At 39.4% G+C, this 14,729-nt stretch carries 18 protein-coding genes; 10 read left to right on the forward strand and 8 right to left on the reverse strand.

Annotation, left to right across the window (positions count from 1 at the left end):
• Window positions 1–120 precede the first annotated feature (120 nt).
• The 4 genes from WAX46_RS08650 (at window position 121) to WAX46_RS08665 (ending at window position 5,497) form a co-directional block, all read left to right on the forward strand.
• Entirely contained in the window at window positions 121–1,335 is a 1,215-nt protein-coding gene (locus tag WAX46_RS08650; RefSeq protein ID WP_226567123.1) for a metallophosphoesterase family protein, read from the forward strand.
• Window positions 1,336–1,351: 16 nt separating this feature from the next.
• A complete protein-coding gene (locus WAX46_RS08655; protein ID WP_336493660.1) occupies window positions 1,352–4,138 on the forward strand; it encodes an AAA family ATPase in 2,787 nt (928 codons plus the stop codon).
• Window positions 4,139–4,200: 62 nt separating this feature from the next.
• Window positions 4,201–5,148 (forward strand): 3'-5' exoribonuclease YhaM, encoded by a 948-nt coding sequence (gene yhaM / locus WAX46_RS08660; protein WP_226567125.1) that lies wholly within the window; start codon window positions 4,201–4,203, stop codon window positions 5,146–5,148.
• A gap of 118 nt (window positions 5,149–5,266) precedes the next feature.
• Window positions 5,267–5,497 carry a sporulation YhaL family protein gene (locus tag WAX46_RS08665; protein ID WP_226567126.1) on the forward strand — a complete coding sequence of 77 codons (231 nt, stop codon included), beginning with the start codon at window positions 5,267–5,269 and terminating at the stop codon, window positions 5,495–5,497.
• Window positions 5,498–5,557: 60 nt separating this feature from the next.
• Here WAX46_RS08665 and WAX46_RS08670 read toward each other — a convergent pair whose 3' ends face one another.
• Window positions 5,558–6,430: a peptidylprolyl isomerase gene (locus tag WAX46_RS08670; RefSeq protein WP_226567127.1), complete on the reverse strand. Its 873-nt coding sequence runs from the start codon at window positions 6,428–6,430 to the stop codon at window positions 5,558–5,560.
• 161 nt (window positions 6,431–6,591) lie between these two features.
• On the opposite strand from WAX46_RS08670, the gene WAX46_RS08675 reads away from it, so the two are divergent.
• Together WAX46_RS08675 and WAX46_RS08680 are read left to right on the forward strand one after the other, a co-directional pair.
• Window positions 6,592–6,678: a YjcZ family sporulation protein gene (locus tag WAX46_RS08675; protein WP_008361129.1), complete on the forward strand. Its 87-nt coding sequence runs from the start codon at window positions 6,592–6,594 to the stop codon at window positions 6,676–6,678.
• Between the two features lie 144 nt (window positions 6,679–6,822).
• A complete protein-coding gene (locus WAX46_RS08680) occupies window positions 6,823–6,912 on the forward strand; it encodes a YjcZ family sporulation protein (protein ID WP_017360317.1) in 90 nt (29 codons plus the stop codon).
• Window positions 6,913–6,965: 53 nt separating this feature from the next.
• Here WAX46_RS08680 and WAX46_RS08685 read toward each other — a convergent pair whose 3' ends face one another.
• A complete protein-coding gene (locus WAX46_RS08685) occupies window positions 6,966–7,151 on the reverse strand; it encodes a hypothetical protein (RefSeq protein WP_226567163.1) in 186 nt (61 codons plus the stop codon).
• Between the two features lie 82 nt (window positions 7,152–7,233).
• A complete protein-coding gene (locus tag WAX46_RS08690) occupies window positions 7,234–7,752 on the reverse strand; it encodes a DUF3267 domain-containing protein (protein ID WP_226567128.1) in 519 nt (172 codons plus the stop codon).
• 233 nt (window positions 7,753–7,985) lie between these two features.
• On the opposite strand from WAX46_RS08690, the gene WAX46_RS08695 reads away from it, so the two are divergent.
• Window positions 7,986–8,330: a YhaI family protein gene (locus tag WAX46_RS08695; RefSeq protein WP_336493666.1), complete on the forward strand. Its 345-nt coding sequence runs from the start codon at window positions 7,986–7,988 to the stop codon at window positions 8,328–8,330.
• Here the strand turns inward: WAX46_RS08695 and WAX46_RS08700 are convergent.
• Both WAX46_RS08700 and WAX46_RS08705 read right to left on the reverse strand, forming a co-directional pair.
• Window positions 8,308–8,916, reverse strand: a complete 609-nt coding sequence (locus WAX46_RS08700) for an HTH-type transcriptional regulator Hpr (protein WP_226567130.1) — start codon at window positions 8,914–8,916, stop codon at window positions 8,308–8,310. The two genes, WAX46_RS08695 and WAX46_RS08700, sit on opposite strands and share 23 nt — an antisense overlap.
• 185 nt (window positions 8,917–9,101) lie before the next feature.
• Window positions 9,102–9,458, reverse strand: a complete 357-nt coding sequence (locus WAX46_RS08705) for a YtxH domain-containing protein (protein WP_226567131.1) — start codon at window positions 9,456–9,458, stop codon at window positions 9,102–9,104.
• A 128-nt stretch (window positions 9,459–9,586) separates the two neighbouring features.
• On the opposite strand from WAX46_RS08705, the gene WAX46_RS08710 reads away from it, so the two are divergent.
• On the forward strand, window positions 9,587–9,778 hold the full coding sequence (locus tag WAX46_RS08710; protein WP_226567132.1) for a hypothetical protein: 192 nt from the start codon (window positions 9,587–9,589) through the stop codon (window positions 9,776–9,778).
• A 47-nt stretch (window positions 9,779–9,825) separates the two neighbouring features.
• On the opposite strand, the gene WAX46_RS08715 is transcribed toward WAX46_RS08710, so the two are convergent.
• From WAX46_RS08715 to WAX46_RS08725, 3 genes are all read right to left on the reverse strand, one after another.
• Window positions 9,826–10,344 (reverse strand): tryptophan transporter, encoded by a 519-nt coding sequence (locus WAX46_RS08715; protein WP_226567133.1) that lies wholly within the window; start codon window positions 10,342–10,344, stop codon window positions 9,826–9,828.
• Window positions 10,345–10,451: 107 nt separating this feature from the next.
• Window positions 10,452–11,549, reverse strand: coding sequence for a 3-phosphoserine/phosphohydroxythreonine transaminase (serC, locus tag WAX46_RS08720; protein ID WP_226567134.1), 1,098 nt, complete (start codon window positions 11,547–11,549; stop codon window positions 10,452–10,454).
• 167 nt (window positions 11,550–11,716) lie between these two features.
• Window positions 11,717–12,145 (reverse strand): HIT family protein, encoded by a 429-nt coding sequence (locus WAX46_RS08725; RefSeq protein WP_336493667.1) that lies wholly within the window; start codon window positions 12,143–12,145, stop codon window positions 11,717–11,719.
• Between the two features lie 490 nt (window positions 12,146–12,635).
• On the opposite strand from WAX46_RS08725, the gene WAX46_RS08730 reads away from it, so the two are divergent.
• Together WAX46_RS08730 and WAX46_RS08735 are read left to right on the forward strand one after the other, a co-directional pair.
• Window positions 12,636–13,376 carry an ABC transporter ATP-binding protein gene (locus WAX46_RS08730; protein ID WP_226567136.1) on the forward strand — a complete coding sequence of 247 codons (741 nt, stop codon included), beginning with the start codon at window positions 12,636–12,638 and terminating at the stop codon, window positions 13,374–13,376.
• A complete protein-coding gene (locus tag WAX46_RS08735) occupies window positions 13,369–14,589 on the forward strand; it encodes an ABC transporter permease (RefSeq protein ID WP_226567137.1) in 1,221 nt (406 codons plus the stop codon). Before WAX46_RS08730 ends, WAX46_RS08735 begins: the two co-directional genes overlap by 8 nt.
• Window positions 14,590–14,729 lie beyond the last annotated feature (140 nt).

Consider the following 14,729-nt stretch of genomic DNA (forward strand, 5'->3'; position numbering starts at 1 on the left):
CAAAACCTCTTTTTTTCCTTCAAAAATGTGTTTTTTAGAATCAGAGCGATAGAACGTGCATTCGTAAAAATAGCATGATAAAATATGGACAACTACAGTATCGTAGAAGGAGATAGACGTTTGACTAAGCTCACCTTTATTCACGCCGCAGACCTTCATTTAGATAGTCCGTTTACGGGAATATCGAAAATACCAAGCCAAATATTTAAGAGGTTGAAAGATAGTACATTTCAAAGTGCCAAGAACATGTTTGATCTTGCCATTGGTCGAGCAGTAGACTTTGTGCTGCTGAGCGGAGATTTATTTGACGAATCAAATCGCAGCCTGAAAGCACAGCTTTTCTTAAGAAATCAGTTTTTAAGGCTGCAAACACATGGGATCGAAGCTTTTATTATTTATGGTAACCATGATCATTTAGGTGGTGAATGGACACCAATTGAGTGGCCAGAGAATGTCCACGTTTTTTCGAGCAGTACACCAAGTGAACAATCCTTTTATAGAGGAGAGCAGCTTGTCGCAAGTATTTATGGATTTAGTTACAAAGAGCGAGCTGTGTATGAAAATATGACGTCTCATTACATCAAAACGACAGATGCTGCTTACCAAATTGCGATGCTTCACGGCACATTAGCGGGACAAGAAGGACATGATGCGTATGCACCATTTCAGCTTCAGCAGCTCCTTTCTCAGGATTTCGATTATTGGGCGCTTGGACATATTCATAAGAGGGCCCTTCTACATGAAGACCCATTGATTATTTACCCTGGCAACATGCAGGGAAGACATATAAAAGAAACAGGAGAGAAAGGCTGTTACTTCGTTCACCTATCCGATACTTCTGAGACAGCGGAGTTTATTGGCTGTGCTGATGTCATCTTTGAGACATTGACAATAAACATCACAGAAACGGCTCATATGACGGATCTTGTAACGCTTGTGGAAAAAAAGATCTGTGAGCTGAAAGAGCGGGGCGTTCCTCATTTTGTGAAAATTAAATTGATTGGTGATGCACCAGCTTATTTTGAGCTTGCGCAGCTAGAGGTGCTAGAGGAGCTGCTGGCTGTTCTTCATGAGCAGGAAGAAGATGAAGACGTGTTTGTTTGGGTGATGTCTATTGATTGTCGTACAAACGAGGATGTTGTCTATCCAGAAGATTCCTTTTTAAAGGAACTCACATCAGAAATTGCCCAGTTTGAGGCGTATGAAGAGCTGCTCTCACCGATCAAGCGTCATCCAACCTATAGGAAGTCAGGAAAAGCCCTCACAAAAGAGGATGAAGGGGATATAAAAGAAGAAGCGCAAAGGTTGCTGACAGAACAGCTAAAGCAATTATGAGAAAAGGAGAGGCATAATGAAAATACGTTCACTCCATATTGCGAATTTCGGGAAATTTTCCAATCGAACCTTTCACTTTTCTAGTGACGGTTTTCAGCTCGTTTATGGTCTGAATGAATCGGGGAAAACGACATTGAAGGCATTTATTGAATCGATGTTATTTGGTTTTTCGAAAAGCAAAATGTATAAGTTAAAGCAGGGATCATTTTATGGCGGCTTCCTCACTTGTTTAGATGATGAGTTAGGTGTCATTCATATTGAAAGAACGTCCGATCGAGGCGGTCAAGCACAGGTGTTGCTACCGAATGGTGAAGTAAAAGACGAAGCTTTTCTGTGCACTATTTTAAAGGGAACGGACCGCAGATTATTCCAGTCGATTTATTCATTTGATGTGTTTGGACTGCAAAATGTTCAAGCCTTAAACCAAGACCAAATTGGTGAGTTTCTTCTCTTTTCCAGTTTATTTGGCTCAGATGCGGCCTCCAAGATGGATAGCAGGCTTCTAAAGCAGCAGGAGCAGCTTTTTAAACCCAATGGACGCAAGCCCGAATTAAACCAACAGCTTAATCGTATAAAAGAGCTTACAGGCGAGCTGAAACAGGCCAAATTGATAGCATGGCGTTATGCTGAAAAGAAACGGGAACAAGCCCAATTAACAGAGGGGATAGAAGAGCTTCAACAAGAAATAAAGCATGTAGAAGAAGATATTCAACAATTGAATGAACATATTCGCCTTTATCCTTTGATAGAGAAAAAGGTGGAGTTAAAAAAAGAATTAGGGCGTTATCCAAAGCGAGTCAAACAGTTTAGACAAGAAACCGAGCATGAACTCGATAAATTAGAATCGCACCTTCACCCGAAGAAGGCTCAATTGACAGCACTGAAGCAGAAATTAGATCACTTGCAAACATCACTAGGGCAAGTTCAACCACTCTATGACAAGGATACGTTCATGGAGATGAAGCGTCTCATTAATGAGTCCTTTGATGATGAGCTTGTGACGAAGCGCTTAGCAGAAGGTAAAGCAGAAAGTCATTTATTAAAACAAAAAATAGAAGAAGCGACAGCGAAGCTGAAGTGGCAGCGTCCCATCAGGCTGGATCAGATCGATGATTCACTAGATTTTGAGTGGGAATTAAAGGAGGCTGTCAGCCAATACGTTCGTTTAATGGATAGAAAGGCACAACTAGACGAACGCTTTGATCACGCAAGACATGAGTTAGAAGAAGCGGAAACCGCTCTAAAAGGATTAAAGGATCAGCAAGTCAGGCAGCAGGGTGCAGAAGATGTCAGAGGAACAAGAGCCAAAGAGAAACAAGTTCATTATCGAACGTGGTTATTCCCGCTGATGTTTTTGTTTGATGCTGTAATTCTGCTCATCTTATTCTTTTTAGCAGAGTGGTGGGTGACTTTGCTGTTTGCAGGGTTTTCTGTTTTTGTCTTCACAGCATTTTCTCCATTACTTAAAAATACAAAGATGAGCCATGGAGGAAGAAGCGAAAATCATGATTATTTTCAAATTCAAGCAGCTTCAGCTGAAACGCTTGTGAGGCAAAAGGAACTTCTGTACGAAAGAATCATAAGGCAATATGAAGACTGGGAGCGAGAGCTAGAACCTGTTCAGCAGCACGTAGAGGAAATGAAAAGCCAGCTAGGCTTGTCCTCAGAGCTTTCTTTTCTCGTAGAAGCCTTTCATATCCTGAAACAATTAAAAACGAATTCAGCGGCATATGAGGCGCTTGCTCAAGAAATAGAAGCGCTTACTCATCAGCAATCAAACTATAAGCAAAGAGTGTCAGCGTTAAGCAGCCATCTCCAAAGTAAAGAAGGAACCTTTCAAGAAAGCATCTCAGCCTTTCAGGAAGTATTGAAAGATGAGGCAAAAAGAGAAAAAGAACGTCAGACATTGAATGTATCCATTCAACATGTAAAACAGCAGCTGACAACGCTAGAAGGAGAAATCCAATATTACGAAAAACAAACAGGCGAGCTCTTTTGTCAAGTAGAAGCAGAATCAAAAGAAGATTACCATTTACTTTCTCATCTATCTAAAGAATACCGGGAGCAGCTGTACAACTTGCAGCAGCTAAATCAAGAGCTGCATAGAAGCGGTGTTTTTGATGAAGAAGAATGGATTACTCGTAAAGGATTGCGCAGCCTTGAGGAAGAGTGTGCAGAAGCGAAAAAGCGTCTACATGACATTCAACAGAATTTGACCAATATGGAGAAACGCTCAGCAGAACAAGCAGTGGAAATTCGGCAAATGGAAGCTTCAGGTACGGTGTCTGATTTGACTCATCAGCTTGCAGTAGAGCAGGAGCATGCGAAGCACCTTGTGAAAAAATGGGCGGGAATCCAGCTTGTTCGCTTCGTTATTCGTGAAAAATTGAATGAACATAAAGAAACAAGGCTGCCAGCACTGCTTCATACAGCTTCCAGCTTTCTTCAGCCGTTAACGAATGATCGATATGAAGCGATCTTGTTTTCAACAGAAGATGACCGGCTGATTGTGAAAAGGATGGATGGACGAATATTCCGACCAGAAGAGCTTTCACAGGCAACATGTGAACAAATTTATCTCGCGATTCGTTTTGCGCTCGCTTTGTCTCACCAGCAAGATTGTCACCTTCCGTTTATGATGGACGACAGTTTCGTACATTTTGATCATGTTCGTCTAGGACGAGTGCTGGAGATGATGAATGAACTGACTTGTTTTGAGACACAACTGTTTTATTTCACCTGTCATCATCATATGAAACAAGCAGCAGTAGGTGGCCAGGTTACGAGTTTAGCAGTTGAATGATTGACAAATAATGACTTATGTTATACTTAAATAAGCAGAAACATGGAAGGAGCTTTTATTGAATGGCTAAAGGGATTATGACCTATGATGTCGGCGAACAAGTTGACCTGCATTTATTAATTAAATCATCTACTAAAGGTATTGCGAGCAATGGCAAACCATTTTTAACGTTAATTCTTCAAGATCAAAGTGGAGATATTGAGGCGAAGCTGTGGGATGCAAAGCAGACTGATGAACTTACATATGCACCACAAACAATCGTGAAGATAGTAGGTGACATTCATCATTATCGCGGGAGGAATCAGCTGAAGCTTAGGAATATACGCCCTGTTGCTGAAAACGAGCAAATTCGAATTGATGATTTTTTAGAAACAGCTCCTATTCCAAAACATGATATGATGGATACGATTATGCAATATATCTTTGATATGAAAAACCCTAATATTCAGCGTGTCACAAGACATCTGATCAAAAAATATGGACAGGAATTTGCTGATTATCCAGCAGCTACAAAAAATCATCATGAATTTGTCTCTGGTCTTGCCTATCACGTAGTGTCCATGCTTCATTTAGCGAAATCAATCGTTGACCTATATCCATCATTAGATCGAGATCTTTTATACTCAGGAATCATTCTACATGATTTAGGGAAAGTCAAAGAGCTTTCGGGTCCAGTCTCCACCACATATACAGTCGAAGGGAACTTAATTGGACATATTTCCATTATGGTGACAGAAATTGCGAAAGCCGCAGAAGAGCTGGGAATTGATTCAGAAGAAATTCTGATTTTACAGCACTTAGTACTGAGTCATCATGGAAAAGGGGAGTGGGGAAGTCCTAAACCACCAATGGTGAAGGAAGCCGAAATTCTCCACTATATTGATAATTTAGATGCGAAAATGAACATGATGGATCGTGCCCTTGAACATGTGAAGCCAGGAGAATATACAGAACGTATTTTTGCATTAGAGAATCGTTCGTTTTATAAACCAACCTTTCATCATAAATAAGAATGTCAAAGCGTCCGTTTAAAGCGGGCGTTTTTTTTCATAACTTGTCTTCTTGTCGCATAAGCATGTAACACAAAGGAAAAGAGGGATGTTCTGAAAAAAAGGAGGCGATGACAAGATGTTGTTTTTTCCATGGTGGGTGTATGCGTGTACCATTGGCATTATTTTCTGTGCATATAAATTAATGACGACAGCAAAAGAAGAGCAAGAGATTGATCAATCCTTTATTGAAAAGGAGGGAGAAATCTTTATCGAGCGAATGGAACAAGAAAGAGAGCGCAGACATCAGGATCAGCAAGTGAAAAGATCAGAGGAAACTGCGAAACATGAGGACCATTCGATTGCTTAAACATCTGTTCATACAAAAACCCCCTCTACGCATTCAATCGAAGAGGAGGTTTTTTTGTGATTATTGGTTTTGGTTTTGTGTTGTTTGTTGAGATTTTTCTTTAAACGTCTTTTGAAGCTCTTTGTCTTTTACTTTTACATCGGCATCTTTCACCAATTTATTTAAGATCGTTTGGATTTCATTTGTGTCTGCTTGTTTTTGATCAAGCACTTCTTTTTTTAAGTCAGCTTTCATGTCATCGTATTTTCCGCGTTCTTCGGTCTTTTTAATGATATGGTAGCCGAATTGTGATTTCACTGGTTGACTGATTTCATTTACTTTTAGCTTGAATGCAGCTTTACTGAAATTCTCATCCATTTGGCCATCTTTTGCGAACCAGCCGACATCGCCGCCTTCTGCTGCTGAAGCCGTGTCAGTTGAATATTCAGACACAAGGTCATCCCATTTTTCACCTTTATCTAATTTCTTTTCTACTTCTTCAGCTGTTTTCTTATCAGCAACTAAAATGTGGCTCGCGCGGATTTTTCCTTTTAGGTCATCGTAATACGCTTTTACTTCTTTATCAGTGATTTTGATGTTAGCTTTGGCAGCCTTTTGAGTCAGTAGCTCATATTTCACTTGATCTTTGATGTAATCTTTTCCAAATTCATCTTGAAGTTGTTTTAGACGGTCTTCACCAAGTGTCTTTTTATATTCTTCCATTTTCTTATCAATTTCTTTATCTGATACTTTGTATTTGTCAGCAAGAACCTTTTGTTGAACAAGTAGATTTAAAGCATCTCCACCCGCTTGTTTCTTAAGAGTTGTATAAAGCTCTTCTTTTGTGACATCTCCTGATTTTGTTGTTGCGATCACTTCTTTATCACCGCTACTGCATGCGCCAAGAGTTAAAACACTTACTGCTGTTACAGCTGCTAAAGCCATTTTTTTCATTCAAAAAACACTCCTAATCTTTCCAATTTATTTATCATTGCTTGTATCATAACATATTGTGACACGCTGTAAAAAGAAATGCAAATGGGAGGGCATCCGTCTAGTCAAAATTTTGCTCACGACATACATATATAGTGATCACAAAAAGGAGGCTGAATTATATGGGAGCAGGATATTCTAATGGATTTGCTTTATTGGTCGTGCTATTCATTTTGCTGATCATCGTTGGTGCAGCATATCTTTACTAATTAAATCGCTGTTATAGAAGGAGCCGTCCTGCCATGCGTGCGGGCGGTTCTTTTTTAAAACGATGACATGTGCCTAAACGTTTTCAATTTAACTGCATACACTGAGCTTAGAACAGAGGAAGAACTGGCAGGAGGTGTTTTCACATGGGAGGAGAAGTTTTTGCTGGCGGTTTTGCACTAGTCGTCGTGTTATTCATCTTATTGATCATTATCGGTGCATCTTGGATTTGTTAATCGATCATATAACACAAAAGGCTGCCCTCATACAGGCAGCTTTTGCTTTGAGCTTAAATAGAAATGGTAATTTCAACAAATGATGAGATAAGTAAAATCAGTATTGATACATTGATAAAGCGAAACACCTTATCTTGCCGTTCTTCAGGAATCTCTCTGACAAGGCATAATGTATTAGTAAGCCTGTTTATTGAATACACAATAAACGCGGCAAAGGCGATGAAGTAAAATAAAACTATCGGAGATCCCCCCTCTCTATGCTATTCCCATACTACATTACCAAATTTTTTATGAAAAAGATAGAAGTTGGCTTTAAAAACCTCATGATGAGGAAGTTTGGTCAACTAAAATATCAAACTCGTCTTTGGCTTGATCGATGATACATGATTTTGGTGCTTTTAGCAGTTTCCATGCAAATAAAAAGTCAGGCAAACAATAGCCTGCATGAATACTTGCGATGATGATAAAATAGTGTGCGTACATTGGAAATGCTATGCCTAAAACAAAGTAAACAGGTGAGATGACACAAAACGGGCTGAGCAGGGAGAAAAGCATCACTCTTTTTGGCACGCGCTGCCAGCAATTTCGTTTAAATAACGTCATTTTTTTCTTGTTCTTCATGACCGGAATCAAGTGAACCACACGATGGACAAGCAGTGTCGCAAGTAAAAGCACGGCAAAAAGCGGTGCATTGTGACTACTTAGTTTCGTTTCAGGATGAGTCAGTTGAAAACATAAAAAAGCAAAAATGAAAAAGAGTATAGCAAGACTTATTGCTGAAATGATCATTCTCGTATAACCATAATCCTTTTCCAGATTAATGGTCTTCCAACAATTCATTTTTCATCCTTCCAATCTCAAAAATCTAATTGAATATCTCAAGATAATTTACTCTTCCTGAGGATAAAAATCAATGGTTTTCGTGAAAAAAAATAAAATGTTACATTCATATGGAATAAAGAGAGGAAACTTTGGTTTTTTCAAGAAAAAATGACATAAGGGGAAAGTTCGTCTCTTTCGTCAATGAGTCATTTCGGCTAAAATAGAAAGAATAAGAGAAAGAGGTAACGTACATGAGTATTGAGGAACGAATGAGCCAGCTCGAATATTATATGGAACTTTTACTAACGACGACTGATATGAGCCGTTATCCATATTATGCGCTATTGATTCAGCAGCGTGTATCTAAGGAAGAGGCAACAGACATTGAGCGTATTTGTGCTGAGCTTTCAGACGAAATGGACAAACAAAAAGCACAAGGCTATGTCATGTTCGACGATCTCCTTGCGCTTTTTGCTGGTCAGTTAATTGAGAAGCTAGATGTTCATGAAACGATTTTTGCTCTGCATGATCAAGGGTTGTTTCAGCCGTTAATGAATGAATTTATAAAGATCATTAAACAATTTGATTTGCTTTAGCCGCTTTTTCTGAATCTTCAAGTTCCTCAGGCTTTTTCGTGACTTTCCCATGCTCATTCAAAAAGTCCTTCTCAATATTTGAAAACGATTTCTCAAAAATCTCCATGAAATCCTCACCATAAATGTTTCGGATAATACACATCATTTCTAAAATTTCAGGGAACTTTCCGTAAATGTCATGAAGCGGCTGTGCGCCTTTGACAATTCCAGTTCGGGCCGGGTCGTAATTTTCGAGTAGTTTATGGAATGTCTCTTCGCCTTTTGGCGTTAGCTCAATATACGTATTGCGTTTATCGTTTAACTTTTTAGAAAATTTTAAAAATCCTCTTTCCTCCAGTTTTTTGGAGAAGTTAAACGCCGTTGATACATGCATGACGCCAAACTTTGCAATTTCTGATATTGAAGCTCCTTTTAATTGATATGCAATCCACAAAATATGATGTTCATTGATATTCAGGTTATACGGTTTGATCCACTGCTGCCAGTCTTTCTCAATGGATTTCCAAAGAGCTTTACTCAATTGGGCCATTCTTTGACTGAATAAAAGTGCTTCTTTTACATCGAAAGGCTGTTCCGAATGATTCATCCATTTCACCTACTTCTCTTTTTCTTGTAATTCTATTATGCCAATAAAATAAAGATTAATAAAGCTGAAAATTCAAGAATTTTAAAAAGTTATGAAAAACATTGACAAAATAACCTTTTTTCATCAAAAAAAGTGCGGGATACGCACCCCGCACACTTTTGTAAACGAATATTTTTGTGAGCATATTAGTTTTGTAAGGTTTTCTCCAGTTGTTTAAGCTTTTCCTCAATTTCCTGAATTTCCTTTTGTAAGTCCTGCCGATGAGGTTTGATTTCTTCTCGCCATTGCTGAATAGATGTTTGTAATTCAGATCCAACCTCTTTGATGACCTCTGCACTTTCTTTTGCTGTTTCAACAATTTGCTCTTTTAAAGCTTGCCCGTCTTTTTTTAATCTTGTTAGCGTATCTTCGAATTTGTCATAGCTGTCTTTCACCTTTTCGCGTACATCTCTGCCAGAAGAGGGAGTCGTCAGGAGCACTGCCGCACCTCCGAGGAGACCGCCTACAAATAATCCTGTTAATAAAGAACGTCCACTAGCCATTCAAATCACCTCTAGTCAAATTTTACACATTCGCATGTTCTCTCTGAGCTGACGATCAGCTTCATTGAACTTCCATACATAGCTTGCTTTATTTTAGCATACTTTTGAAGAAAAGGGAGGGGAGAAGGTTGTCTGTCTTTCTGTTCGTTTTTACGTGTATGGGTGTTGTGTTCACATGTGGTTCCATTCATTATATAAGACAGCTTGGGTATGCAGGGTCATATCCGCCAAAACATGTATTAAAACAAAAAGCACTTGTGTGTGCAGCAGGTGCAGGGATTTCGCTCTCCATTTTGCTGCTCACCCTTTTTCTTTTATAAAAGCATGAAAAGAACCTCTTCATTTGATGAAGAGGTTCGGTTATTCGTTAAGCGACTTCTATCATTCTTGCACGCTTTAGAATGGACTGAGCAATCGGGAAGACAAATACCATCGCGATGGTATTAATCACGGCTGCTGGTAGGACAACGCCCACAAGAAGTGCCGGTAATGCAGTTGGCAGTCCAGTAATCAGTAAAGCAGCAGATAGGAAAATAATGCCTGATACAATGGTTCCAATGGCTGTTAATACAGCAGTCAGCATCACTTTGTTCTTCATCTTTTGACAAGATAAGAAAAGGGCTAAGAAGATAAAGGCCGTCACCGGTTTATCAATCATATTTGGAATTTGTCCGCCGGGGAAACCTGTTGTCAAAGCGGAAATGACCCCAGTCACTAGGGCAATGACGACTACATGCTGTACCTTAGGGAAAAGGATGATGCTTAAAAACATCATGACCAGCATCATATCAGGTTTCATTCCGAAGAAGATGGGCGGGAAAATCGTATGCAAAACAGCTCCCATTGCTGCAAGCAATGACATAATCACTAATTCTTTTGTTTTCATTTCTATGCTCTCCTCTGCTAAGCTCTTAAAGGACTCTCCAATAATATGGCTCATCATTTATTGCAAGAGTCATCACTTTTATTTCTCGTTATTATAACAAATTTATTTCACGATAGGAAAGTTTTTTTCTCATTTTCTTGCTGGAACTTTTTCATAAAGTCCGCAAGCTTTTGGCAGTCTTCTATAGACACCGCATTGTAAATAGACGCTCTGCATCCACCGACGGAACGGTGTCCAGCAAGTCCAACCATTTGTTCCTGTTTTGCTTTCTCCACAAAAGATGTAGTGAGCGCATCATCACGAAGGGTAAACGTGACATTCATATGTGAACGGCTATCAGAGCGGGCATGCCCTTTGTAGAAACCATCACTTTGATCAATCGTATCATAGAGAATGGCTGCTTTTTGTTCGTTGCGTTTTTCCGCTGCTTCTACGCCGCCAGCGTTTTTGACATGCTCAAGAACAAGAGACAGCATATAAATCGCAAAAGTTGGAGGTGTGTGATAAAGAGAGTTAGCTTTTGCGTGTGTTGAATACTTTAATATCTTTGGTGTACCGCTTTTTTCTTTCTTTAATAAACGTTTGTGCGCGATCACAATCGTGATACCAGAAGGCCCTAGGTTTTTTTGTGCCCCGGCATAAATGAAATCAAATGAAGAAACGTTTATTTTTTTGCTGAGGATATCACTGGACATGTCGGCAATGAGTGGCAATGAAATGTCAGGGAATGTTTTCCACTGAGTACCGAAGATCGTATTGTTCGATGTGATGTGCAAGTAAGCCCCATCGGTCAAACTGGATCCATCTACATCAGGAATATACGAATAGTTCTCATCTTCGCTTGAGGCAAACACAGACGTCTCACCAAACCCTTTTGCTTCTGACAATGCTTTTTCTGACCAAGCCCCCGTTTGAATGAAATGAGCGGTCTCGCCTTCATGTAAGAAGTTCATTGGAATCATCGCAAATTGAAGACTTGCCCCGCCTTGTAAAAAAAGGACCTCATAATCTTCTGGAATGTCCATCAGCTCCACCAAAAGCGTTTTTGCTTTATTATGGATCTCTTCATATTCACCGCTGCGATGAGAAAGCTCCATCACAGACATCCCAGTTTGTTTAAAATCAACAAGTTCTTCCTGTGCTTTTTGAAGTACTTCTAGCGGCAGTGCCGCCGGACCAGCATTAAAATTCGTCGTTCGCTTCATCACAATCTCTCCCTATTTCTCGCGTTAATGGATTAAAAGATAAAACCATCCTATCACAAATTTGAGGGATTTGGACAAAAATTTGAGTCGTTCTAAATATCTTACGGTATGGATGGAAGAGATGGATGCCTAGAAAAAGGGGGAGAAAAAGAAAAACCTCAAATCTATTAAGATGAGGTCAGTCGTTTCTGGATGGCAGAAGAAATGTCTGCTAAATCCTCTGAAGTGTATTGCTCTTGATGTGATTTCCATACTGCTCCAAAACCATCTCCTTTGCCGTAGCGTGGAATGATATGCATATGGTAATGGAACACTGATTGTCCGGCTTTTTCACCGTTGTTATTAAGGAGGTTTAAACCGATTGGTTCAAATTCCTGTTTGATTGCTCTTGCAATTTTCGGAATGGCTTGGAAGTAATGATTAGACACTTCTGATGTCATTTCATAAATGTTTTCTTTATGTATTTTTGGGATAACAAGGGTATGTCCTTTGGTTACTTGGCTAATATCAAGAAAAGCCAATATATGCTCGTCTTCATATACTTTTGCACATGGAATATCTCCATCAATGATTTTGCAAAAAATGCAGTCGCTCACGCCATGTCACTCCTCATTATTTTTTCTTTATCGTATCACAAAAAGAAGCAAAAAAGGAAACAGGATAAAACGAACTCCTTTGGTCGCTTATCCTGCTCCTGTAGAAGAAATGCTGATACTTTCAATCGATATGCCTTTTGAATTCTCCATTTACACGAATAAAGAATTCATATGCCTGCTATTTCTGCCGTAAACACCTCATTTGACGTTTTGGTTTGTCGAATACAAGATTGTATAGGACACAAAAATCAAGAATCAGTGAAGCAAAACAGGAGCTAAGGTTTTTAGACGAAAACCCAACTTGTCATGCGGTTCTTTGCCTTTAACAAACACCTCATTTACGTATTGGTCATCAAGTTCATTTCTTCTACATTCCATTATGATGACCAATGCGCTCATTTTTTATTCATGTCTCGACTATAGGTAAACATTTCAAATTATCTTTCGTTTTTGGTACTATAAAGGAAAAAAGAAAGAAAGGAACGAACTCATGTCCCTTTTAACTGTAAAAGATGTAACGGGCGGATATACGAAAAATCCCGTTCTAAAAAATATTTCATTTGAACTAGAAAGAAATCAAATCGTTGGTCTCATTGGCTTAAACGGAGCGGGCAAAAGTACAACCATTCGTCATATCATCGGATTGATGAAACCGCATAAAGGTGTGATTGAACTGAATGGACGAACCCTTCAAGAAGATCAAGAGGCTTATCGTTCGCAATTTACCTTTATTCCAGAAACACCCGTCTTATATGAAGAGTTAACGCTAAAAGAGCATTTAGAGCTGACAGCGATGGCGTACGGTCTTTCAAAGGAACAATTAGAAGAACGTCTACCATCATTGCTGAAAGAATTTCGAATGGAGAAACGTTTAAAGTGGTTCCCTGCTCATTTTTCCAAAGGAATGAAGCAAAAGGTCATGATTATGTGTGCGTTTCTTGTAGAACCAGAGCTGTATATTATTGATGAACCGTTTTTAGGGCTTGATCCACTTGCGATAAATGCGCTGTTGGAACGTATGAATGCTGCGAAGAAAAGCGGGGCTAGTGTCCTGATGTCAACGCATATTTTGGCGACAGCTGAACGTTATTGTGATGCCTTTATTATTTTGCACGAAGGGGAAATTAGAGCGAAAGGGACACTGACAGAGCTAAGAGAGCAGTTCAAAATGAGAGATGCAACACTCGATGATCTTTATTTGGAATTAACAAAGGAAGAAAGTTATGAGTAAAACAACGCAAACCATTTGGAAATCACGATTAGAGGAACACGTACAAGAAACAAGAAAATATTTAAAATACATGCTCAATGATCATCTTGTCATTGTGCTTATTTTTCTCCTTGCAGGTGGAGCGAGCTGGTATAGCGGTTGGCTTAAACATATCCCAACCCACTTCCCTTCGTATTGGTTGATGGCCGTTGTTTTCTCTTTGGTGTTGACGAGCTCTTACGTGAGAACGTTGATTAAAGAGGCAGATTTGGTGTTTTTGCTTCCTTTGGAAGGAAAGATGGAGCCTTATTTAAAGCAAGCCTTTAACTTTAGCTTCATTTCTCAGCTATTTTCTTTAATTGCTGTATCGATTATCGCACTCCCTTTTTATTCGGCTGTCTCTTCAGGAGACTTGGTGCTGTACGCCCTTATTTTGGCGCAAATGATTCTGGTAAAGGGTCTGAATACAGCGATTCAGTGGCGGATCACTTATTTTCAAGGAAAACATGTCAGGTGGCTTGATGCAGCGCTTCGTTTTCTATTGAATACGATTTTAATGTACTCCGTTTTACAGTCAGTCTATGCGATTACAATCGTTTTCTATCTTTTATATGCTGTCTATCTTATTTACTTAACAATTGCAGTGAAAAAACAGCCTTTTCAATGGGAATTGCACATTTCTGATGAATTAAAGCGGAAGCAGCGCTTTTATCGCTTGGCGAATTTATTTACAGATGTGCCTCACTTAAAAAAGCAAGTGAAGAGAAGAGTTTATATGGACTGGCTCTTGCAGTTTGTACCATACGAGCAGCGTAAAACTTTTTCTTACATGTATGTGCGGGCGTTTTTACGTTCAAATGACTATATTGGACTTGTGTTTAGGTTAACGGTCTTGTTTGTGCTCATCATCCTGTATACAGGTGCAGCAGATTGGGTGGGCGCTTTACTTGTGTTGTTCACAGTATTTATCACAGGTGTACAGCTTGTTCCATTAACGAAGCACTTTGCTCATCTTTCGTTACAGTCACTTTATCCAGTCTCAAAGCAAGAAAACGATCGAAGCTTTTTTGTTCTCGTCCGTAATGTGCTCATCATTCAATCAATTCTGCTTAGCTGTGCGCTTTTGCCAGCAGGAGGATGGAAGGGAAGTGGACTTGCTCTTCTCATTTCATTGGCATTTGTGCTTGTCCTATTCAAACCTTACGTACAAAGTCGATTAAAAAAGATGAGATAAGTGGAGATATGTTTTTGACAGCGAACGTATGATGACATCAAGGAGGGGACCGGATGAATGCAGCTGAACGGGAGTTGTTTAAAGAGGTCATTCTTTTTCAAACGCATTTTTTAAGAAAACCTCCAAAGCTTGAGCGGTTT

It is taken from the genome of Bacillus sp. FJAT-53060 (assembly GCF_037104745.1).
In the GTDB taxonomy this organism is placed as follows: Bacteria; Bacillota; Bacilli; order Bacillales; family Bacillaceae; genus Bacillus; species Bacillus stratosphericus_B.